The 21,596-nt window shown below is 70.1% G+C and carries 17 protein-coding genes and 1 pseudogene; 14 read left to right on the plus strand and 4 right to left on the minus strand.

The window, feature by feature from the left end; translation table 11 throughout:
- Nucleotides 1-326 precede the first annotated feature (326 nt).
- A complete protein-coding gene (locus tag JO379_RS01910; protein ID WP_209513459.1) occupies nucleotides 327-1,394 on the plus strand; it encodes a DUF1295 domain-containing protein in 1,068 nt (355 codons plus the stop codon).
- A gap of 23 nt (nucleotides 1,395-1,417) precedes the next feature.
- On the opposite strand, the gene JO379_RS01915 is transcribed toward JO379_RS01910, so the two are convergent.
- The 4 genes and pseudogenes from JO379_RS01915 to JO379_RS01930 all read right to left on the minus strand — a co-directional run bounded on the left by JO379_RS01915 (nucleotide 1,418) and on the right by JO379_RS01930 (nucleotide 6,127).
- On the minus strand, nucleotides 1,418-2,266 hold the full coding sequence (locus JO379_RS01915; RefSeq protein WP_209513460.1) for a hypothetical protein: 849 nt from the start codon (nucleotides 2,264-2,266) through the stop codon (nucleotides 1,418-1,420).
- Nucleotides 2,267-2,366: 100 nt separating this feature from the next.
- Nucleotides 2,367-2,702: pseudogene (locus JO379_RS34050) on the minus strand (FAD-dependent oxidoreductase); the annotation flags it as partial.
- 6 nt (nucleotides 2,703-2,708) lie between these two features.
- A complete protein-coding gene (locus JO379_RS01925) occupies nucleotides 2,709-4,073 on the minus strand; it encodes a cytochrome P450 (protein WP_209513461.1) in 1,365 nt (454 codons plus the stop codon).
- Nucleotides 4,070-6,127, minus strand: coding sequence for a squalene/oxidosqualene cyclase (locus tag JO379_RS01930; protein WP_209513462.1), 2,058 nt, complete (start codon nucleotides 6,125-6,127; stop codon nucleotides 4,070-4,072). The genes JO379_RS01925 and JO379_RS01930 overlap by 4 nt, the downstream gene beginning before the upstream one ends.
- 288 nt (nucleotides 6,128-6,415) lie before the next feature.
- On the opposite strand from JO379_RS01930, the gene JO379_RS01935 reads away from it, so the two are divergent.
- The 13 genes from JO379_RS01935 (at nucleotide 6,416) to JO379_RS01995 (ending at nucleotide 21,591) form a co-directional block, all read left to right on the plus strand.
- The gene (locus tag JO379_RS01935) at nucleotides 6,416-7,468 is read left to right on the plus strand and encodes an NAD-dependent epimerase/dehydratase family protein (RefSeq protein WP_307842206.1); all 1,053 of its coding nucleotides are present in this window, start codon (nucleotides 6,416-6,418) and stop codon (nucleotides 7,466-7,468) included.
- Complete coding sequence (locus JO379_RS01940) at nucleotides 7,465-8,889, plus strand: cytochrome P450 (RefSeq protein ID WP_209513464.1); 1,425 nt, start codon at nucleotides 7,465-7,467, stop codon at nucleotides 8,887-8,889. Before JO379_RS01935 ends, JO379_RS01940 begins: the two co-directional genes overlap by 4 nt.
- Entirely contained in the window at nucleotides 8,886-10,070 is a 1,185-nt protein-coding gene (locus JO379_RS01945) for a Rieske 2Fe-2S domain-containing protein (RefSeq protein WP_209513465.1), read from the plus strand. The genes JO379_RS01940 and JO379_RS01945 overlap by 4 nt, the downstream gene beginning before the upstream one ends.
- A 59-nt stretch (nucleotides 10,071-10,129) precedes the next feature.
- On the plus strand, nucleotides 10,130-11,653 hold the full coding sequence (locus tag JO379_RS01950) for an FAD-binding oxidoreductase (protein WP_209513466.1): 1,524 nt from the start codon (nucleotides 10,130-10,132) through the stop codon (nucleotides 11,651-11,653).
- A gap of 21 nt (nucleotides 11,654-11,674) precedes the next feature.
- The gene (locus JO379_RS01955) at nucleotides 11,675-12,211 is read left to right on the plus strand and encodes an EXPERA domain-containing protein (RefSeq protein WP_209513467.1); all 537 of its coding nucleotides are present in this window, start codon (nucleotides 11,675-11,677) and stop codon (nucleotides 12,209-12,211) included.
- 14 nt (nucleotides 12,212-12,225) lie between these two features.
- Nucleotides 12,226-13,125: a class I SAM-dependent methyltransferase gene (locus JO379_RS01960; RefSeq protein ID WP_209513468.1), complete on the plus strand. Its 900-nt coding sequence runs from the start codon at nucleotides 12,226-12,228 to the stop codon at nucleotides 13,123-13,125.
- Nucleotides 13,126-13,142: 17 nt separating this feature from the next.
- A complete protein-coding gene (locus JO379_RS01965) occupies nucleotides 13,143-14,507 on the plus strand; it encodes an FAD-dependent oxidoreductase (RefSeq protein ID WP_209513469.1) in 1,365 nt (454 codons plus the stop codon).
- A gap of 60 nt (nucleotides 14,508-14,567) precedes the next feature.
- On the plus strand, nucleotides 14,568-15,923 hold the full coding sequence (locus tag JO379_RS01970) for a phosphatidylethanolamine N-methyltransferase family domain-containing protein (protein WP_209513470.1): 1,356 nt from the start codon (nucleotides 14,568-14,570) through the stop codon (nucleotides 15,921-15,923).
- Between the two features lie 224 nt (nucleotides 15,924-16,147).
- On the plus strand, nucleotides 16,148-17,116 hold the full coding sequence (locus JO379_RS01975; protein ID WP_209513471.1) for an alpha/beta hydrolase: 969 nt from the start codon (nucleotides 16,148-16,150) through the stop codon (nucleotides 17,114-17,116).
- Nucleotides 17,109-18,275 carry an acyltransferase family protein gene (locus JO379_RS01980; protein ID WP_209513472.1) on the plus strand — a complete coding sequence of 389 codons (1,167 nt, stop codon included), beginning with the start codon at nucleotides 17,109-17,111 and terminating at the stop codon, nucleotides 18,273-18,275. Before JO379_RS01975 ends, JO379_RS01980 begins: the two co-directional genes overlap by 8 nt.
- Before the next feature lie 25 nt (nucleotides 18,276-18,300).
- Entirely contained in the window at nucleotides 18,301-19,599 is a 1,299-nt protein-coding gene (locus JO379_RS01985; protein WP_209513473.1) for a sensor histidine kinase, read from the plus strand.
- Complete coding sequence (locus JO379_RS01990) at nucleotides 19,596-20,267, plus strand: response regulator (protein WP_209513474.1); 672 nt, start codon at nucleotides 19,596-19,598, stop codon at nucleotides 20,265-20,267. Before JO379_RS01985 ends, JO379_RS01990 begins: the two co-directional genes overlap by 4 nt.
- Before the next feature lie 82 nt (nucleotides 20,268-20,349).
- Nucleotides 20,350-21,591 carry a lipase/acyltransferase domain-containing protein gene (locus JO379_RS01995; protein WP_209513475.1) on the plus strand — a complete coding sequence of 414 codons (1,242 nt, stop codon included), beginning with the start codon at nucleotides 20,350-20,352 and terminating at the stop codon, nucleotides 21,589-21,591.
- Nucleotides 21,592-21,596 lie beyond the last annotated feature (5 nt).

A 21,596-nucleotide genomic window follows, 5' to 3' on the forward strand; every position in this document is an offset into this window, starting at 1 on the left:
GCAGTGTGCCAGGGCCGCCACCGGACGACGGCTTCGGGGAGACGGAGGAGGCCGCCTTTCCGGGGTGACGCATGACCGTGAACGCTGCGCCGACGGTGCACGAATGCATCCCCCCTGAGCTCGGCCGGCCACGTGCTCTTCGGCGTTCTCGCCCTCAAGAGGGATACCCGGTAACGCGATGGTCGAGTCCCCCGCAGCGGAAAGTGCTCCACTGTTCGAGGGGATGGAGCGGGCAGGTGCCCCTTTCGGCGGAACGTCCTTCGACGGGGTTTCCCTCATACAGACGCCGGGTAGCCCGTGGCACAACCACAGAAGGACTCGAATCCATGGCCGCTCTTGCCCTGATGGCTTTCGTCCTGGTGTTGTTCGTGGGTTCCCGCTGGATTCCCGGGCGGTCGGTGCCGGCAGCGGTGACGGAGGATACGGGGGCGCCGCGGGCCTATCGCCTCAACGGTGCGTGGCTCTTCGCGCTGACCGCGAGCGCCGTGGCGGGCTGCTGGCTCTGGGCGCCGCGGGTTCTCGCCTGGCCGGAACGGCACTGGGGAGAGCTTCTCCTGGCGGCCAACGTGTTCGCGTTCGCGCTGGCCTGGCTGCTGTTCCTCACCGGTGGGCGCCGGACGCGGGCCGCGTCCCGGGTGCCCGGATGGCGCCGTGGCCCGGCCGACTATTTCTACGGCGTGGAGCTGAATCCCGTATGGGCGGGGGTGGATCTGAAATTCTTCTCCTATCGCCCCTCCCTCATCGGTCTCTTCGTGCTCAACGTGTCCGCTATGGCTGCCCACTACGCGGACCAGGGATCGGTAAGCGGCCGGATGCTGCTCTACCAGCTCTTCTTCTTCGTCTACCTGACGAACTATTTCCAGTTCGAGGCCGGCATGGTGTACACGTGGGACCTCCTCGCCGAGAGATTCGGATGGGGGCTGGTGTGGGGGGACTACGTTCTCGTACCGTTCTTCTACGGAATCGGCGGACGCACGCTCATCGACGTACAGAAACCCCTTCCCCTATGGCTGGGTGCGATGTGCTGCGTGCTGTTCGTCTTCGGCTTCTGGCTCTTCCGCGGAGCGAACGAGCAGAAGCACCGCTTCAAAACCGCTGGAGCGACCACCATCTGGGGCCGTCCGGTCGAGACGCTGGGGGGCAAGCTCCTGGTGTCGGGGTTCTGGGGCATCGGCAGGAAGCTCAACTACACCGGCGAACTGCTGGTGTACCTCAGCTGGACGCTGCTGTGCGGCGCCGAATCCGTCCTGCCGTACCTGCTCCCGGCCTTCCTCCTGCTCCTGTTCGTCCATCGGGCGCACCGTGACGACCACCGCTGCCGCGCCAAGTACGGCGAGCTCTGGGACGAGTACTGCCGCCGTGCCAGGTTCCGGATGTTCCCGTTCGTCTACTGAGCCGGCAGGATCCGCCCCTTCGTTCACCGGCCCCAGCCGTGTCCCGGGGGGCGGCTCATCCATCGCAGCCAGCTGAGGTACTCCCCGCACATCCGCGCGGACGTGCGCCATGTCCTGCGGCACCGTCCGGTCACGAGCTGTTCGCGCAGTGCGTGACCGGCGACGTGCAGGACGGCGCCCGTCAGAGGGAGGGGGCCGAGTTCCTCCGCGCACAGCAGCCGCATCATGCGGTCACGTTCGTTGCCGCTGGCGCGCAGGACGGCGTACATGCTGCGGCGCAGGTCGCCGGTGGGCCGGCTCAGGTCGCAGAAGATGCGGTGCATGGCGGCGGCGAGGTGTTCGTGTGCCCGTACGTCGGCCCGTCGGCGCCGGCCGTGAGCGGCGACGTCCCCGGTGCCGGCAAGGCATTCGGCGTCGCGCAGGCCGATGGTCAGTCCGGAGGCGGTGAGTGGGTGGCAGGTGCCGACCGCGTCACCGACCAGGGCGTAGGGACCCCGGCCGTGGAAGGTGCGCAGCCGGACCCGGTTGGCCGCCCACCGCACCGGCTGCTGCTCCAAGGCCGTGCACAGCGGACCGGCCAGGGCGGCGGGCAGGAACCGGGTGTAGAGGCGATGTACGTAGGACGGCAGGTCCACGGAGCGCAGGGGGGACAGGGGGACGTCGATCGTCACCCGGATGGTGTCGTCGTCCAGCCGGTAGGCCAGTACGGGGCCGGGGCCGCCCGCGAAGACGTGGCCGTATCCCTCTGCGGGGAGGGCGAGGCCACGCAGCAGCACGCCGGCTGTGCGTGAGACGGTCGTGGCCGGGGCAGCGGAGTGGATCGTACGCCGCACCATGGAGGACTGCCCGTCGCCGCCGATGATGCGCCACACGCGTGCGTGCCGTTCGGGGCCGCTCCCGGGTGTAGGCGACCGTGGTGTGCCGGATGGAGGTGACGCGCGCGCCGAGAGTGAGGCTGATGCCGGGGTGGTCCGCTGCGACGGCCCGGAGTACGGCGACGAGTTCGCGGTGACGCATGGTGGCGGCTCGGTCGCCGCGTGGGCAGGCCAGCGTGATCGGGGCACTGCCGTCCTCCGGGTGCAGGACGAAACCCAGAGCCGGGACGGAGAGGGACGCGGGCATGCCGACACCGAGCCTGCGCAGCACCGCGACTCCGTCGGGGTGGATCCATTCCCCGGCCAGCCGGGTGGGCAGCCGGCGCGAGGCCTCAAGGAGCAGGACGCGGTGACCGGCACGGGCATGGGCGAGTGCGGCGGCGCAGCCTGCCGGGCCCGCGCCGATGACGGCGACGTCGCACGGCGCGTTCATCGGTATTCATCGTTTCCTGCGGCGGTATCGCACCGTGCACGGTCGACGGGGCAGGCGCATCACAGTGGTGCGGGCCTCGCGGACCTCGGGATCGGCGAGCTCGAAGTCGAACGCGCGCAGGAGGGCGCTCCAGATGACTTTGATCGTTTGCTGGGCGAGGGTCGCGCCCAGGCAGGGGTGCCGGCCTCCGCCGAAACCGATCAGGGCCTGGGGAGTGGTGCGGTGTTCCGCACGGTCCGGAAGGTACCGGTCGGGATCGAATGCCTCGGGACGGCGGAACACACTCGTCAGGCGGTGCGACAGCCCCGGTGAGGCACACACCACGTAGCCGCGCGGTACCCGGTAGCCGTGGATGTTCAGGTCCCGCGCGGCCGGGCGCGGGAGCACCACGATGGGCGGGTGCAGGCGTTCGGCCTCCAGGAGGCAGTGGCTCAGCCGCTCGAGTTTGTGGAGTGCCGAAAGGGTGGTCGGCGGGTAGTCCGCGAAGGCTGCTTCCTGCTCCGCGCGCAGCACGGGCAGCCACTGGGGGTGCTGGAGCACGAGGACTCCCGTCCAGGCGGCAAGGGCAGTGGTAGGAACCGCGGCGAACAGCCAGTTGACCATGAGGGCGGCGGCGGTGTCCTCGTCCAGGGAACTGCCGCCGGGCCCCGTCGCACGCATGAGTTCCTCGAAATGGCTGCGCTCGCTGCCCTCGGGGCAGTCGCGGGGGGCGATCTCCTTGATGGCATGGACGAGGGTCTCTCGTGCCCGGTCGGCCAGGCCATGGGGCAGGGGACCGCGGGGGCCGATCACAGCGAACGCGAAGAGAGCTGCCTCCAGTCGGCCCAGCAGCCTGGGAAGGGCCGGACCCATGGTCCGGCCGAACCGGGGACCGATCAGACAACAGGCGGCGATGCGTGCGCTCAAGTCCCGCATCACTGCCAGGAGATCGAACGTGCCGTGCCCGTCCCATGGGGCGACATAGCGCTCGACCTCGTCGAACATGACCGGGATGTGCCGGGTCAGGGCATCGCGTCGGAGCAGGGGCAGCAGCAGGGAGTGCTGCCATTTCATGAGCTCGGAGGGAGCTGTGAGGCCCACACCTGGGCCCAGCAGAGGGGCCAGAAGCGGGTCGTAGAAGAGGTGGCGGTCCACTTCCGTGTCGTCTTGCAGGCCCAGGATGAGGGCGTTCGCCTGTGGCCCGCAGAACGACGCCATCCGCCGGCCCGGCAGTGAGAAGGCCACGGCTTCGCCCCGGCTGCTGTGCACACGCGCCAGGAAGCCCACAGGGTCCCGGAAGAAGGGGATCCCGTGACCGATCAGCGGCAGACCGCCGTCGAGAGCGGGGAGTTCCCGACCGCCGGGCGGGAGCGGTTCGTGGTCACCGGTCATGGCCGGCCCCCGGGGCTCGGAGAAGAACTCGGAGAAGAGGGGGCGACGGACCGCAGGTAGCGGCCGATGGCCATGGCCGGGAAGTACACCGGGTAGAGGCGGTAGACGAGCATCATCGTGGTGAAGAAGACACCATTGACGTGGCCACCTGTCCAGGAGCCGTCCGCCTGCTGGTGGGTGCACAGCCAGCGGACGCCGTTCTCGACGGCGGGGTGCCGGGGGCCGAGCGTGTCGAGCCCGGCCAGGACCGCCCAGGCGGTCATCTCGGGCAGGCCCCCGTCGAGCGCGAGGTAACGGCGTTCGAGGCAACTTCGCCAGTCCTCCCCCCAACCGCCGTCCCCGAGCTGGGTCTCCTGCAGCCAGCGGGCCAGCGCGGTCATCGTCGGGTCGTCGGCCGGGACCCCCGCGGCGCGCAGCCCCCGGGCGGCGTGGAAGGCGGCGTAGGTGTAGTTGATGCCCCACGTTCCGCTGAAGGACCCGTCGTGGTTCTGGGACGCGCGGATGAAGGCGATGCCTCGTGTGATCGCCGTTTCGGCCCGGCCGCGCGCGGCCGGTTCCATCAGAGGCCGCATGCGGCACAGGGCGGTGAGGACGGAGCCGGTACATTCGACCGAGGACGCGTCGACCATGCACCCGGCGAACATCTCCGTCGGGTTGAGCGCCTCCATCCATTCGCCGGCACGCCGACGGTCGAGGGTGCCAAACCCGCCGTCGGGGTTCTGCCGGTCCAGCATGACTTTCAACGCGCCGCGCATGGCGTGCCGGTCGAGGTGGGCAGACGCCGGAATCCGGTGGGTGCCGAGACCGGTCGCATCCTGCGCCCGCAACAGGGCGCCCACGGCTTCAGCCGTGCAGTCGCTCACGGGCCAGCGGCTGTGACCGTCGGAAAACGCCCAGCCGTGGCGGACGGTGCGCAGGGGCGGTACCCGTCCGGTGTACGTGGTGATCTGCGCCTCGCGCAGGAAGGCGTGCGCCCGGTCGAGCGCCGGGCCCAGCCTGCCGTCCGGTTCGTGCTCCGGGCATGCCGCACCTCCCGACAGCAGTGCTTCCACGGCGAAGGAGGTGTCCCATACGAGGGACCGGTCCCCGCAGACGCGCAGACCGCGATCGTCCTCCCAACACCAGTAGCGCAGGCGGGCGACGGCGTCCTCCAGCAAGGGGTGCTGCCGGTCCCGTGCGAACAGCACCAGGCACTCGACCAGGGCATTCACCGAAGACAGGCCGTGGTGCGGCGAAGCGTGCTGCTCATCGACGACGGAGCGGTGACAGCGCTCCAGCCCGGCGCGGCGCAGGCGGGGACTGTGCACCCGCTCCCATCCGTGCAGGCACCGCTGCAGCAGGCGCAGTGCGCGACCGCCGACCACGTACACGTCCGTGCTTCGGGCGGGTGGGGCACCGGCTCCTGTGCCCGGGGCGGCGAACAACTCCCGCCGGAGGTCACGGGCGACAGCGCCCAGGTCCGCACGGAACTTCGCGCCGTACAGGTAGGCCATGGCCTGGTAGAGCATCCGGGTCCAGCCCAGCAGCCGTTCGGGGTGCAAGGGTGCCCACTTGGGGAGGAGCATCATCTCAGGGGGAAGCGGTACCACCTGCCGGTAGGGCACCAGGCCCAGCAGCGCGAGCCAGAAGAATCCCCATTGCGGAACGGCGTGGACGCCGCCCGGCTGTGCGTGGATCCACTGCCTGGCACCGGCAGCGAGGGGGTCATGGGGTTCGGTACCGAGCAGGCGCAGGGCCACGTAGGCCAGCGTCGTGCCGTACGCCGACGGCGGGGCCTGCGGGTGCATCCCCCAACCCCCCTCAGCCGTACGGGTCGTCCGGTAGCACTGGAGGATCGCCTGCCGTTCCGGCTCGTCCGGGGGACGTTCCAGGATGTGCATGACGATGACGTACTGGGAGAGGATCATGGTGCTCCATTCCATCTCTCCCTCCCACGCCCCGCTTTCGTGCTGGAGGCCGAGCAGGCGCCCGCAGGCGGCCCGGTACGCGCGGTGCGCGCCGGGCACGGGAATGAAGGCCGCGGAGTCACTGGTGGCGGTGTCAGGCGTCGCCATGGGGAGAATTCTTCCTTCGACACCTGATCGATAAGCCGCATGAGCAAAAAAATCCGGAACTCCCCATGATGGAGAAAGACTTATCACTCATACAAAATTACTCATCATATCTGTAATCCAATGGTATCCGGGGCCATCCGGGAAGGCGCCCGGGAGGGGCGCGGACGTATTCGCACGCCGCCTCCGAGAATCCATGCGACCCCTTGCGCGAGACTTTCCCCCGACTCACTGGGAAGCCTTCCATGAAACCCCGGCTCTGAAAGTGGTAAGGGGAGGGCCTTGATTCTTGTGACAGGCGCAAGCGGGCATCTCGGTGCGAACCTTGCGCGACGCCTGCTTTTCGACGGTCATGAAGTCCGGGCATTGGTGTGGCCCTCCGTATCAGCCGGCGAGGCGCTGGCCGGCCTCCCGATCCGCCGAGCGGTCGGCGACGTGCGGGACCCGGAGGCGGTCGCGGCCGCCGTCGCAGGCTGTGAGGGCGTGTACCACTGCGCGGCGCGCATTTCGACGACGGCGCGCGGACATCGCGAAATCCATGCGGTCAATGTGCTGGGCACGCGCAATGTGCTGGAAGCGGCGCGGCAGCACGGCGTGCGCCGGGTCGTGGTGACCGGGTCGTTCAGCGCCACGGGCCCGACCCCGGGGCGGGCCAGCACCGAGCGCGACCTGCACTACCCCTTTGGAGCCCACACCCCGTACACGCGCAGCAAGGTGCTGGTGGAACACGAATGCTGCAAGGCCGCGGCCCAGGGCCTCGAGGTGGTGGTCGCGGTATCGACGGCGATCATCGGCCCGCACGACTATGTCCCGTCCCGGATGGGGCGCGTGCTGCTCGACTTCGCGCACGGCAGGCTGTTCGCCTACATGCCCGGCGGCTTCGAGTTCGTCTCCGTCCAGGACCTCGTAGAAGGCCACCTGCTGGCCATGGAACGCGGCCTGTCGGGTCATAAGTACCTGCTGTCCACCGAATTCCGCACGGTCGAGCAGATGATGGACCTCTACGCACGGGCCACCGGGCGCCCCAAGCCGCGCCTACGGATTCCCCCACCGGCCATGGGGGCGCTGGCCCGGCTTGCCGAGGGACCGCGGTCGGTGCTGACGCCGCACCGGGAAGCGCGCTTCACCCCCGCGGCCGTTCGCTTCCTGCGCTCCGAGCGGCGGGCGGACTGTTCCCTCAGCCGGGAGGCTCTGGGCTACCGACCGACAGACATCTCCACTGCCGTCGAGCAGGCCTACCGCTGCTTCGTGGACCGCGGGCTGGTGGAGCGGCGCCGGGCAGCGATGCGCACGCCCCGCCCCACCGTGCGGCGCGGGCGGGACGTGGGGGTGGGGCCACGATGACGACCGGAACCTTCGCGGCGGGCAGCCGGGACACCGTCCCCGCGCCCCGCCTGCCGGCCCGCCACCTGCCGTGGCTGGGCCCCCTGCCTGCGTTCTACCGCGACCCGGTCGCCATGCTGCGCGCCGCACGGGAACAGGTCGGCAACGCCTTCGCCTTCCCCTTGCTGGGCCAGGACATCGTCTTCGTCTGCGGACCCGAGGCGCATGCCGAGGTGTTTGAAGCGGACGAGGCGGTCCTCAGCCCGCGGGAGGCCTATCGCTTCATGGCGCCGGTCTTCGGGCGCGGCATCGGTTACGACGCCGCCACCCCGGAGGAGATGGATGCGCAGATCGCGCCCATCCGGCCCGCACTCGGCTCCCGGAACCTCGACACGTACGCCCGCGTCATGGAGGCGGAGGTACGGGCCCAGGTGGCGCGCTGGCCGGCGGAGGGCGAGATCGACCTGCTCGCCGAGCTGAACCGGACGACCGTGGCCATCGCCACGCGTTGTCTCATCGGAGAGGAGTTCCACGGCCGCATGGGCCCGGAGCTGCCCCGCCTCTACCACGAACTGGAAAGCGGCATCCGGCTCGCGGGCATGCTCAGTCCCAAGGTACCGATCCCCGCGTTCCGGCGCCGCGACCGGGCCCGCGCGGCCATCGCCGAGGCCATCGGCGAGGCCATCGCGGAACGCCGCGGACGGCCTCCGGGGGACGGGCCCGTCGGCCTCCCCGATTTCCCTTCCGGCGCCGCCCCCGGGCAGGACATGCTCGCCGTGCTGCTCGCGGCCCGCACCCCGGACGGTCACCCGCTGCCCGACCGCATCGTGACCGGCATCCTGATCGCAATGATCTTCGCCGGCCAGCACACGAGCGCGGTGCTCGCCACCTGGACCGGCGTGCTGCTCATGCGCCACCCCGAGTACGTCCCACGGCTGCGCTCCGAGCAGCAGGAGCTGTGGACACCCGGCAGCCCGCTCGGCACCCGGGTCCTGCACCGCATGGAACTCCTGGACAACTGCGTGCGCGAGGCCGAGCGGCTGCACCCGCCGCTGATCCTGCTGATGCGCAAGGCGCTGCGCGACACCACGATCCGCGGCCACCACGTGCCGGCCGGGGCGCTTGTCATGGTCTCCCCCGCGGTGGCGCACCGCATGCCCGAGGTGTTCCGCGACCCCGATCGCTTCGACCCCTCCCGCTACGGGGCCGGGCGCGCCGAGCACCGCCGCCCCTACGGCCTCATCGGCTTCGGCGGGGGCAAGCACCGCTGCATCGGACTCGCCTTCGCCTATCTCCAGGTCAAGGCGGTGTGGAGCGTCTTGCTGCGCGAGGTGGACCTGTGGCCCGTCACGTCCTACGCGCCGGACTACTCGACCTTCGTCCCCGCCCCGACCGCCCCCTGCACCGTCCGTTACCGCAAGCGTTCCATGGAGACGTCGTGACCGGCGACGCCCGGCGCGCCCGGACGGCACGTCCGGGACCGCCCGGGCCCCCGGCATTCACCGAGGCCCAGAGCAAGCGGGCCAGGGTACGGGCAGCCGGCATGGATCCCGACTACTGGTACGCCGTCGCCCATGAAAGCGAACTGCCCCGCGGCAAGACCCTGGCCACCCGTTTCTGGGGCCATCCCATCGTGGTCTACCGCGGTGCGGACGGCACCCTGCACGCTCTGGAGGACCGCTGCGCGCACCGGCAACTGAAACTCTCCGGCGGTGAGGTCAACGGCTGCCATCTGACCTGCACCTACCACGGCTGGTCCTACGACGGCGACGGCAACGTCGTGCACTACGCCCACGACCTGTTCGGCCGCGCCCGGCCCGAGGCCAAGGTGGCCGGCTATCCGGTGACCTCCCGGCACGGCCTGATCTGGATCTTCCCGGGTGAGCCGGCGCTGGCCCCTGTGCGGACCATCCCGGCCATCCCGGAATTGTCGGGGCGCAGGCCGTGGGCCCGGCTGGACGCCTCGTTCACCTGGCAGGCCCATCACTCGATGATCATCGACAATGTCAGCGACTTCACCCATAGCTATCTGCACCGCCGCTTCCGCCCCTTCTGGGACGCCAAGCTCACCCGCCACGAGCTGATCGGAGACCGGGTGGAACTGTCGTACGCGACCCACGTGGGCGGGGGCCGCCTCACCTCCCGCTTCGTGGACCGGCGCCAGGTGGACACCACCTCCATCGAGCTTGCCTTCGACTACCCCTACCAGCGCTCCGACACCGGCGGGTCGATCAAACACTGGTGCTTCGTGCTGCCGATGGACCGGCGCACCAGCCGGGTGTTCTTCATCTTCTACTTCGACGCGGTGAGGATCCCCGGCACCCGGTGGACGGTGCCCCGCAGACTGCTGCCGCTGTTCATGCGCGTGGCCGGAGCGCTCGTCGTCAAACCCTTGCTGGGCGAGGACGGCGAGGCCGTCGAGTCGGAACAGCTCGGCTACGAGACCCACTACGCCGCCCCCATTCTCGAACTCAACCCCGCGGTGGGCCTCTTCCAGGACCTCACCATCCGCAAATGGGAGGAATTCCTCGACCGCGACCGAGCCCGGCCCCGCCCCTCCGGCATCGCCACCGCCGACGGGCGCGTCGTCCCCTCGCGCCACGATTCACGCCACGATCGCTGACGCCCGTCCCTCCACCGCACCGTCGAACCGTGCCACCCTCATCACAGGAGAGCACAGCCATGAGCCAGACGTCCGTCCCCCGCTCCGCCCAGTGGCTGGCCGACCACCGCTGGCTGTACGTGGTCCCGGTCCTGCTGCCCCTGTCCAAGGCGTACGCACTGGCCGAAGCGCTGTCCTCCAGGCTGCTCCGTCGCCGGGCAGGTGTGTTACGGCGCCACCGGCGGCAGGTGGCCCGCATGCAGGTCCGTGTGCGTGAGCGCGAGCGGCAGGGCGACGCAGGGCTGCTGTGCACCGCACGTCCGCAGTGGCGGTCGATGTCGCACTCCCGCAACGAGTCCTACAAGCGTGGGGCTTTTTTGGTGCCGGCGCAGCTGGACGGCATTCTCCAGGTGGATGCGGAGCGCGGAACCGTGACGGTCGGTCCGGCGGTCACCATGGGGCGTCTGACGGCCGCGCTGCCGCGTGGCTGGACCCTGCCGGTGGTACCGGAGATGGAGGACCTCACCGTCGGCGGCCTCATCATGGGCTACGGCATCGAGACGTCCTCCCACCGCTACGGTCTGTTCGCGGACAACGTGGAATCCTGCGAGGTCCTCCTGGCCAACGGTGAGGTGGTGGCGGCGGACCGCACCCGCCACGCGGACCTCTTCCACGCCCTGCCCTGGAGCCGCGGCACCCTGGGGCTGCTGACCTCCGTGCGGCTGCGGATGGTCCCTGCCTCCCCGTGGGTCCGCCTCTCCTACCACCGGCTCGGCAGCGCGGCCGCGCTCACCGAGTGCATCGCGTCCCGTTCCGCCGGCCCCAACCCACCCGACTTCGTGGAGGGCTTCCACTTCTCCCCGACGGAATGCGTCGTGGTCACCGGAACATTCGCCGACCGTCCGCGCGCCGGCGACGGCGTGGTCAACCGGATGGGGCGGTGGTACAAGCCCTGGTACTACGAGCACGCCCGGGCGCGGTGCCGACTGCGGCGCAACGTCGAGTACGTGCCGTTGCGGGACTTCTACTTCCGGCACAGTCGCAGCATTTACTGGGCGGCCGAGATGCTCGTCCCGACCGGCAACCATCCGCTGTTCCGGTACGCCCTGGGCTGGCTGATGCCGCCCAAGGTCGCGTTCCTCAAGCGCACCGAGACGCCGGGGATCCGTCAGCTGTACCTGCAGAAAACGGCGACGCAGGAGGCCCTCGTCCCTGTGCGGACACTGCCGGAGGCGATCGAGAAGTGCCGCGAGGCATTCCACGTGGACCGCATGTGGCTGTGCCCGGTCACGCTGCGCCGCTCGGATCCGGAGGGCCTGGTGAGTCCGAGTACCGCGGACGGGCTCTACGTCGATATCGCCGTCGTCTTCGAGACGCCGGAACCGGTCCGGCTCGGCCTGCCGTGGGACGCCCGGCAGGCCACCCGGGAATTCGAGGCCTGGCTGCGGGACAACGGCGGGTTCCAGGTCCCCTATGTGGCATCGCACATGACACGCGATGAGTTCTGGTCCATGTTCGACGGCCGAACCTATCTCGCCGCGCGCAAGAAGTACGGGGCGGAAGGCTCCTTCCTCGACATCCACGACAAGGCCGGCTGCAACTGACCCATCAGAAGGGCCACGACCATGCGACTGCTCGCGGACTCGCCGCCCACACCGGTGCGACGGCCCGCACTGGGACCGGGCGACCGCCTGGTTCTGGGCTTCCTCGCCTTCAGCCTCACGGTGGCGCTCTCCCTGGAGCTCTACTTCGTCCTCCACTTCCAGGACATGCACGAGCGGCACGATCTGTTCGCACGCGGATTCCAGCTCTACGGAGCGGGAGACCGCACATACTCGGGGCAGGGCGACATCTATCTCCCCTTCGCTCTGGAGACCATCAACGTATTCCTCGTCCAGATACTCAACTGCGCACTCGGTTATGCCATCGTGCGCCCGCGCGCCTGGCGCCACCCCCTCCAGCTCGCCATCGGCTCGTACCTCTCCGGCTCGGTCGTCATCTACTTCTGGCACGCCCACGCGGCGGGATATCCCGACATGCCGGAGCACAGGTTCTGGAACTACGTCCTCTTCTACACCCCGAACCTCCCCTGGCTCGTGGGCAACCTCTGGATGTCCGCCGCCTCGTTCGGGGCCCTTGTCCGCGCCGTGAAGAAAAATTGATGGGGGATTTCCGGATGACCGAATCCACCGAGGTGGCGCTCGACCGCTACCGGCAACTGGCCGCGGGAGGCGACTGCGCACGCAGCGGCCACTACCGCGACCTCGTGACGTCCTACTACGACCTGGTCACCGATCTGTACCTGGAAGGCTGGGGAGCGTCCCACCACTTCGCCCCCCTCAAGCCCGGCGACTCGCACGTCGAGGCCCTGGCCGCGCGCCAGAAGTTCCTCGCCGACCGTGCGGGTCTGCGCCCCGGAATGAAGGTCCTGGACGTGGGCAGCGGGGTGGGCGGTCCGGCACTCAACATCGCCGGTATCTCCGGCGCCCACGTGACGGGCCTGGACCTCACCCCGGTGCGCGTGGAGCACGCCCGCCGACGGGCCCGCGACCTCGGCCTGCAGGAGCGGACCACGTTCGTCGACGGTGACGCAATGCACATGCCCTTCGCCGACGCCTCGTTCGACGTCGTCTACGCCTTCGAGGCCATCTGCCACGCGGCCGACAAGGACCGCACCCACGCCGAGATCGCCCGGGTCCTCACCCCGGGCGGACTCTCGATCGGTTACGAGTGGCTGGCCGACGACGGACTGACCACCGAGGAAATCCACCGCCTCATCGAGCCGGTCTGCCGCTACTACGCCCTGCCGCACCTCACCACGCCGGGCGGGCTCGCCGGACAACTGCGGCGAGCGGGCTTCACCGACGTCGTCGTGGGCGACGCCGAAGCGACGGGAGACCTCACCTCCACCTGGGACTACCTGGACACGCTGGCCGATCTCGGTGAACAGCTCGACGACTCCCCAGTCCGGCAGTTCATGGTCCAAGGGGCCCGCGCACTGACACGGGCCGCCCGGGAAGGAGCCTTCCTCATCGAGTTCTGGGAGGCTCGCAGGCCAGGAACGCCGGGCGCGTAGGCCAAGGGGGGTGCCCAGTGCGCGAACGGATCGCGATCGTGGGGGCCGGTGCGGCCGGGCTGGGAGCCGCGTGGGCGCTCAGCCGACACCCCGACCGCTTCGACTTCGAGGTGTACGAGACCGCCGCCACCGTCGGCGGCAATGCCCGGACCGCGGACTTCCCACAGCGGGACGGCGGCACGGTGCCGGCGGACATCGCCGTCACCGCCTTCATCCCCTCCGTCTACCACAACCATGTCGAGCTGATGAGCCTGCTCGGCATCGAAGCCGTCGGCACCCGCTTCAGCTACGCCGTGCACTACGGCGACGACGTCTACGCCCACGACCTGGACACACCGTTGCGGCGCAGGCTGGCCGGCGACATCGCCGCCTTCCGGCGCCTGCTGCGCACCGTCGGAAGGTGCAACGCCCTCAACAAGCGCCCGTCATGGAGCACAACGGTGCTCAACCCCTTCAACTATGTCACCATGCGCCGGGCCCTCGACCTGTGGGGCATCTCGCAGGAGTTCCGCTACAAAGTCCTCAAGCCGCTGTTCGTGAACTTCGTCCTGACCTCGGGCGTCTTCGCCATGCCGGCTTCGGTGTTCGTCCGCTACATGGACTTCTTCGACATCGAGCACAGTACGCCGATGATCACGTGGCAGGGCGGGACCCGCGCCGTCCACGCCCGGCTCATCGAAGGGTTCGCCGATCGCATCCACGTGGGGCGCCCCGTCACCGGGCTGTTCCGCGGGCCGGACGGGGTCCGGGTGCGGGACGCGGACGGCGTGACCGAACGATTCGACCAGGCGATCCTGGCCTGTAACGCCAACCACGCGCTGGCCTTGCTCCAGCCGCCCGGCGCCATGGAGCGCAGGGTGCTCGGGGCCGTGCGCTACGAGTCCGACCTGCACCGGGACGCGGTGGTACACACCGACGCCTCGCTCCTGCCGGACGACCATCTGCATGTCTCCGGCACGCGCAGCACCTTCGTGCGCCACTTCGGCGACCGGCCCGACAACTACGAGATCACGTACATCATGCACAACCAGCAGCCCTGGGGTGACGGTGCCGTGTCGCCCTGCCTGGTGACCTATAACGCCCGCCGCCAGCCGGACCCGGCGAAGGTCATCAGCCGCCACCGGTTCCAGCACGTCGTACACGACCTGCGGCACACCCTCGTGCTGCACGCGCTGGTGCCCCTGCTGCAGGGTCGTCGCAGAACCTGGTACTGCGGGGCCCACACCACTTTCAACAGTCAGGAGCACGCCTTCCTGTCCGGTCTGGCCGTAGCCCGCCAACTGGGGGCGGACTACCCGTTCACGGCGAACAAGGAGGCCACCCGGTGGTTCAACTTCTATGGCCGCATGTGTCTGGGCATGCGCTTTCGCACCGCCCGTTGACGCGCATGCCGGACAACCGGATCCGGCGCCCTTCACCCGGCCACGCATCGGAGGAGACGAATGGCGGACCATGCGTCGACGAGCCCGGCGCCTCCCGGCGCCGGAACACCGGGCTGGACCGGTGCCCAGCGGGGCCGCCTGGCCCGGACGCTGCGGTGCACGGTGTTCCCGCTGGGCCTGCTGCTCGTCACGCCGCCGATCGTGATGCTCCTGTGGACGCTCGTCACCGCCTTCGACGGAGCGATCCGGCCACTCGTCGATCCGGCCCGGTGGCCCGCCTTGATCTCCGCACTTCCGCACCCGAGCCTCTGGGCGGCGCTCAGCATCACGGGCTTCGTCGCGTTCGAGGCGGCGCTGCTGCGTCTGCTGCCGGGGCCTCAGCGGTACGGGCCGATCACCCCGGCCGGCGTCCGTCCCGTCTACCGGGCGAACGGCCTGTCCGCGCTGGCCGCGACGCACGCCGCGTATCTCGCCGCGAGCCTGGGGCCCGGCTGGTTTCCTCCCGGCGAACTCCACGACCGCTTCGGCGAGCTGCTGGCCACGGCATGCGTCCTGGCCTGGGCGCTCTCCGCCGCCCTCTACGCCAAAGGCCGGCTAGGCCCCTCCGGGCCCGATCACGGGACGACCGGCCATGTGGTCCTCGACATCTTCTGGGGGACGGAACTGCACCCGTCCCTCGGCCGCATCGATCTGAAGCAACTCTTCAACTGCCGGGTCGGAATGATGTCCTGGAGTCTGCTGCTGGTGTCGTTCACCGCCGCACAGCACGAGCAGACCCACGGCGTCTCGTCGTCGATGGCGGTGGCGACCGGACTGCAGCTCGCCTACATCGTGAAGTTCTTCCACTGGGAGACCGGCTACTTCGCAAGCCTCGACGTCATGCACGACCGTTTCGGGTACTACCTGTGCTGGGGCGTCACGGTATGGCTGCCGGGGGTCTACACCCTCAGCACGCTGTATCTGGTCGCTCATCCGCGCAGCCTGCCCTGGTGGGAGACCACGCTGCTGCTGACCACCGGCCTCACCGCGCTCGCCGTCAACTACTCGGCCGACGAACAGCGACAACGGGTACGGCGGACCGGCGGCGACACCAGGATCTGGGGCCGTCCGGCGAAGACCTTGCGCGCGTGCTACTCGACGAGCGACGGGAGAGAGCACTCGACCGTGCTGCTCTGCTCGGGCTGGTGGGGCCTGTCCCGGCACTTCCACTACCTGCCGGAACTGGTGATCGCCCTGTGCTGGGTGGCCCCGGTCGGCGGCGCGCGGGTGCTCCCCTACTTCTACCCGGTGTTCCTGGCCGTGCTGCTGGCCGACCGCACCGGACGCGACGAGCGACGCTGCCTGCAGAAGTACGGCGACGCCTACCGTGAATACTGCCGTCGGGTGCGCTGGAAGGTGATCCCGTACCTGTACTGAGACCGGGTCCTATGTGGTGAGGCTGATGAGTCGCTTGTAGCAGCAGATCGCGTGTCGCCCGAGGCGTTCACTCGACTCGATGTCTTCGCGGGCCCCGACCCCTACCCGTAGTACTCCGGAGCTACGCGGAAAGTGCGCTCCCCGGCGGGACGCCGACCACGCGGCACGATCCATAACTTCGGTACCGGAAACCCGAAAAGCACCCGGTACGGAAGGACCCCACCATGGCGTTCCGCCCGCGCGGCAGCCGTTCGCGCCGCACCCTGCTCGCCGTGCTCGTCGCCGCTTCGGTGGCGGTGCCGGTCGCGGGAGCGGCCCGCCCCGCGGCCGTCCCGGCGCCCGCCCCGGCCCTCCTCGCCCCGATCACGACCGCGACGCCCGCCGCCCTCGACGAGCGGTACGCGGTCAACCGCGACGGCATCCGGGCGGCCGGGCGGACGGCCGCGGACCACGGTGACCGGAGGCGGGCCGCGGTGCTGCGCGCCATGGCGGATCCGGCGCGTCACTTCCTCTCCTTCGACGGCCGTGACGGCGGCCGCACCACCGAGGTCTTCGGCGACCTGTCCCGGGCCGAGCGGATAGCCGTGCTGGTACCGGGCTCGGACACCAGCCTGGACGCGTACGGACGCTTCCGGGCCGGCGCCGAAGCGTTGCGACAGCAGCTGGGCGACAGGGCGGCGGTCATCGCCTGGCTCGGCTACCGGACACCGAGCACGGTGAGCCCCGAGGCGATGACAGCGGGGCGGGCCGACGTGGCGGCGCCACGACTGCGGCGCTTCATCGGGGAGTTGCGTGCGGTGAAGCCCTCGGCCCGGACGTCGCTGCTCTGTCACTCCTACGGTTCGGTCGTCTGCGCCCGCGGCGCCCCGGGCCTGCGGGTCGATGCCATCGTCCTGTACGGCAGCCCCGGCACCGGCACGGACAGCGTCGGCCGGCTGAGCGGCCGGGCCGACGTCTGGGCGGGCCGGGGCGCCGACGACTGGATCGCCGCCGTGCCCCATGCACGGCTCCGGCTGCCCTTCACCACCGTCGGCTTCGGGACCGACCCGGTCGCGAAGGAGTTCGGTGCCCGCGTCTTCGACGCGGGGACCGGGGGTCACAGCGACTATCTCAAGCCCGGTTCCGTCCCGTTGCGGAACATCGCCCGGATCGTCTCCGGACGGGCACCGTCCCCGGCGGGCCGTCATGCGTGATCTCGTCCGGCGGATCGACGCCGCCACCCCGCCCGACCGCGACCGGGCCGTCGACGCCCTGCGCGCCCTGGCCATCCTGGGCGTGGTGCTCGGCCACTGGCTGGTGACCGCCCTGGTCACCGACAGCGGCACCGTACGCGGCAGCAGCCCCCTGTACTACCTTCCCCGGCTCGCCCCCGTCTCGTGGCTGTTCCAGACCCTCGCCGTCTTCTTCCTGGTGGGCGGGTACGTAGGCGCCAGGAGTCATACCGGTGCCCGCGCGCGGGGGGTGACGTACCGGCAGTGGCTCGGGGCGCGGACGGGCCGGCTGTTCAGGCCGGTCGCCGCCGTGCTGACGGTATGGGCGGTGGTGGCGGGCGCCTTGCTGGCATCGGGAGCCAGCTTGGAGACGGTGCGGGCCCTCTGCAAACTGGTCGTCTCACCCCTCTGGTTCCTGCTGGTCTTCACCGCGCTGACGGCGGCGACCCCGGCGGTATCCCGGCTCCACCCGTTGTGGCCCCTGGCCGTCGTGCTGTCCGTCGATGTACTCCGGTTCGCCTTCGACGGTCCCGAGCCGCTCGGCTGGGTCAATGTGGCGGCGGACTGGATGGTCCCGTACTGCATGGGGACGCGCTGGGCACGTCGCGGACTGCCGGGGCGGCCCGCGATCGGGTGGGGGCTGCTCCTGGGTGGTGCGTGCGCCACCGCCTCTCTCGTACTGTTCGCCGGTTACCCAGCTTCCATGGTCGGCGTGCCCGGCGCCAGGATCTCCAACCTGAACCCGCCCACGCTCGCCGCCGTCGCCTTCGGCCTGGCCCAGAGCGGCGCGGCCCTGCTGCTGCTCGGCCCGCTGCGCCGGGTGTTGCGGCGGCCGGCGGTGTGGGCGGCGGTGGCGCTGGCGAACCTGTCCGCGATGACGGTGTTCCTGTGGCACCAGACCGCGATGATCGCGGTCACCGCCCTCGGTCTGCTCACCGGCAGCGCCCTGCCCGGTCTGCACACCGTCCCCGACGGGACGGGCTGGGTGATCGCCCGGCTCGCCTGGCTGCCGGTGTTCGCGGTGGCGCTGCTGGTGTGCTGGGCGGCGTTCCGCACCTACGAGCAAGGGCGGCCGCGAAAAGACAGCCGGGTCGTGCGCGAGGGGCGCCCCGCGCGGAAGACGGTGGTGCGCGGTGCCTAAAGTGGATCTTTCACAGGGGGAGAACATGGCGAAGTGGCCGAAGGGCGTACGGGCGGTGGCGTGCGCACTGCGCGAGGACCTGTGGACGACGTCCCCCGAACCGCCGTCCCGCGCGCGACGGCCGGGCTGGCTGGACTGGCGGCCCGCGCTCGCATTGCCGTTGGCGCTGGTGGCGGTCTTGCTACTGATCCTGAACGCCAACGACTACATGTTCGACTATCAGTTGAGCAAAGATCTCGGCTTTGTGCTCGCCTGCGTCCAGTCGGTGGGCCTCGTCGTCGCGTTGTACCGGCCGGTCCCGGCCTGGTGGGCCACGACGCTCGCCACGTTCGTGGCCGCTCAGTCCCTGGCCGACACCCGGTTCGCCATGCCCTTCCCGTGGTCCCACGGCGGGATCGGCGTGCAGGCCGCCGTGTTGTTCCTGGTCGCGTTGCGGGTCCGTGTGCGGGCCTCGGTCACGGTCCTGGTGATCAGTTCGCTGTCGGGGCTGGTCTGCCTGTTGAACCCCCCGCGGACGAGCTATTACCAGGACGCCGATGTGGCCATCCCGGTCTTCGTCGCCGTGACGGCGATCGGCGCCGCGCTGCGCGGCCGTGCGGTGGCCCGTACGCGACTGGTCGAGCAGGAGGAGCTCACCGCGGAGGAGCGGGCCCGGCGCACCCTCCTGGAGGAACGCAACCGGATCGCCCGCGAGCTGCACGACGTCGTCGCGCACCACATGTCGGTCATCTCCATCCAGGCACAGGTCGCCCCGCACCTGGTCGAGAACCCGTCCGAGGAACTGAAGGAGAACCTCGCGGGCATCCGCGAGAACGCCGTCGAGGCACTCACCGAACTGCGCCAGGTGCTCGGCGTGCTGCGCTCGGAGGACCCGCTGTCGGGGACCGTGCGCCACGCCCCGCAGCCCACCCTCGACCGGCTGGACGACCTGTTCGGCAACGTACGCGGTGCCGGGCTCACGGTCACCCGTCACACCAGCGGAGACCCGCTCCCGCTGTCGCCGGGCGTCGAGCTGTCGGCGTTCCGCATCGTGCAGGAGGCGCTCAGCAATGCGATACGGCACGCGCCCGGAGCCGATGTCCGGGTGGAGATCGGGTACCGCCCCGCCGGGGTCACCGTGCGGATCACCAACACCGCGCCGGACGGTCCCGCCCCGGCCCCGCCGGGCGCGGGCCACGGGCTGCTCGGCATGCGCGAGCGCACTGCCATGCTGGGCGGCGAACTGGCCACCGGCCCCACCCCCGACGGCGGCTGGGAAGTCACCGCGATCCTGCCCGTACAGCCCCCCGCCGCGCCCACCGAACCCGCCGAGGACACCCCATGACGACCATCCGCGTGCTGATCGCCGACGACCAGATGATGGTCCGCCAGGGCTTCACGGTGCTGCTCGACGCCGAGCCCGGCATCGAGGTCGTCGGGCAGGCGGTGGACGGTCTCGACGCCGTCGCCAAGGTCGCCGAACTGCGCCCCGACGTCGTCCTGATGGACATACGGATGCCCGCACTCGGCGGCATCGAGGCGACGCGCCTCATCACCGAACCGGCCGGGGCCACCGTGAAGGTCCTCGTCCTGACCACCTTCGACCTCGACGAGTACGTGTACGAGGCACTGCGCGCGGGCGCCTCCGGATTCCTCCTGAAGGACGCCTCCGCCGCCGAACTCGCCCAGGCGGTACGGGTCGTGGCGGACGGTGACGCCCTGCTCGCCCCGAACATCACCAAGCGTCTCATCGCCGAGTTCTCCCGCATGAGCGGCGCCCCCCGCGCCCCGCTCAAGGAGCGCGTCGGCGACCTGACGGAACGCGAGACGGAGGTCCTGTCCCTGATCGCGCAGGGCCTGTCGAACGCGGAGATCGCCCAGCGGCTGGTGGTGGCGGAACAGACCGTGAAGACCCATGTCAGCCGGATCCTGCTCAAGCTGGGTCTGCGCGACCGCACCCAGGCGGCTGTCTTCGCCTACGAGACGGGGCTGGTGCGCCCGGCCGGCTATTGAGATTTCGCGGGGAAACACCCACCGGCGCAGGGGGACATGGCTAAGGTGCAAGGAGAGTCTCAAGTGACGGGGGTGGTCACGGATGTTCGGAAAGTCCTGGCTTCGGGGTGTGGCGGCGGCGATCGCCGTGCTGGTCTCGGCACCGGGCACCGCCCACGCGTCACCACCGGAGCGAGCCCCGGTCGTGCTCTTCCCCGCGTTCCACGCCACCAAGCTCAAGGTGACCGTCGACGGGCAGACCGGGGTGCCCGGGTGTCCCCGCTCGGGCAGTTTCGAGGACTGGTACGGCAACGACCGCCCGAGCACCGTGTTCAGCCAGGTCTGCCAGGACCGGCTGCTCACCCTTCGCTACGACGCGAATCCGTCGAAGCCGATGTCCGCACGCTTCTCGAACCCGGCCGGGGTCGACGTCGACGTCATCGACTACGGCAAGACCGGTAGCGCACCGCTCTACGAGCCGCTCTACCGCCGGCTGGAAGCCGACGGATACCAGCGGGACACCGACATCCGGGTCGCCGGTTACGACAGCCGGCTCACCCCGGACATCGGCGGCTTCCTCGGACGGACCCGTCAGCTCGTCGAGACCACCTACCGGGACAACGGCAACCGCCGGGTGCATCTCGTGGGCCACTCCAACGGGCCGCTCTACGCGCAGTACCTGCTCACTCACACCACACGCGCCTGGCGGGACAAGTACATCCAGGGGTTCACCCCCATCGCGGGGAACCTCCCCGGGCAGGGGCTGAGCTACTCGCTGCCCTTCACCGGGCTCAACACCAGCGACTTCAGCTATCCGACGACCGGGGAGAACGCCGCGAGCAGCGCACGCATGCACGCGAGCGCCCCGTCGACGTACATGGCTGCCGCCGATCCGAAGATCTTCGGCGATCGCGAGGTCGTCGTCCAGGACACGTCGACCGGTGTGTCCTACACACCGCGCGACCACGCGAAACTGCTCACCGACGCGAAGCTGCCGGTGGCCAAGGAGATCGCCGACCACTACATCGGCTTCGTCGCATTCGCCGAGGCCGGATCGTTCCCCGACGTCGACGTGTACGCCGAGAAGGGCTCCGGGCTCCCGACCGCCGTCGGAACGCGGCTGGCGAACCTGACCCCGGGACAGATCGTCGGCGGCGACCAGTTCCTCACCCGGGACGGCGACGGCAACCAGGAAGACATCACCAACGAAGCGGTGCTCGCCTGGCGGGCGATGCCGTGTCACGACTTCAGCCTCACCGACAACCCGGGCGTCGACCACATGTCCCTGGCGAGCCACCCCGGCGTGCTCGACCGGCTGGTCACCCACCTCAAGCGTTCGCCCTGACATCG

The organism is Streptomyces syringium (genome assembly GCF_017876625.1).
In the GTDB taxonomy this organism is placed as follows: domain Bacteria; phylum Actinomycetota; class Actinomycetes; order Streptomycetales; family Streptomycetaceae; genus Streptomyces; species Streptomyces syringius.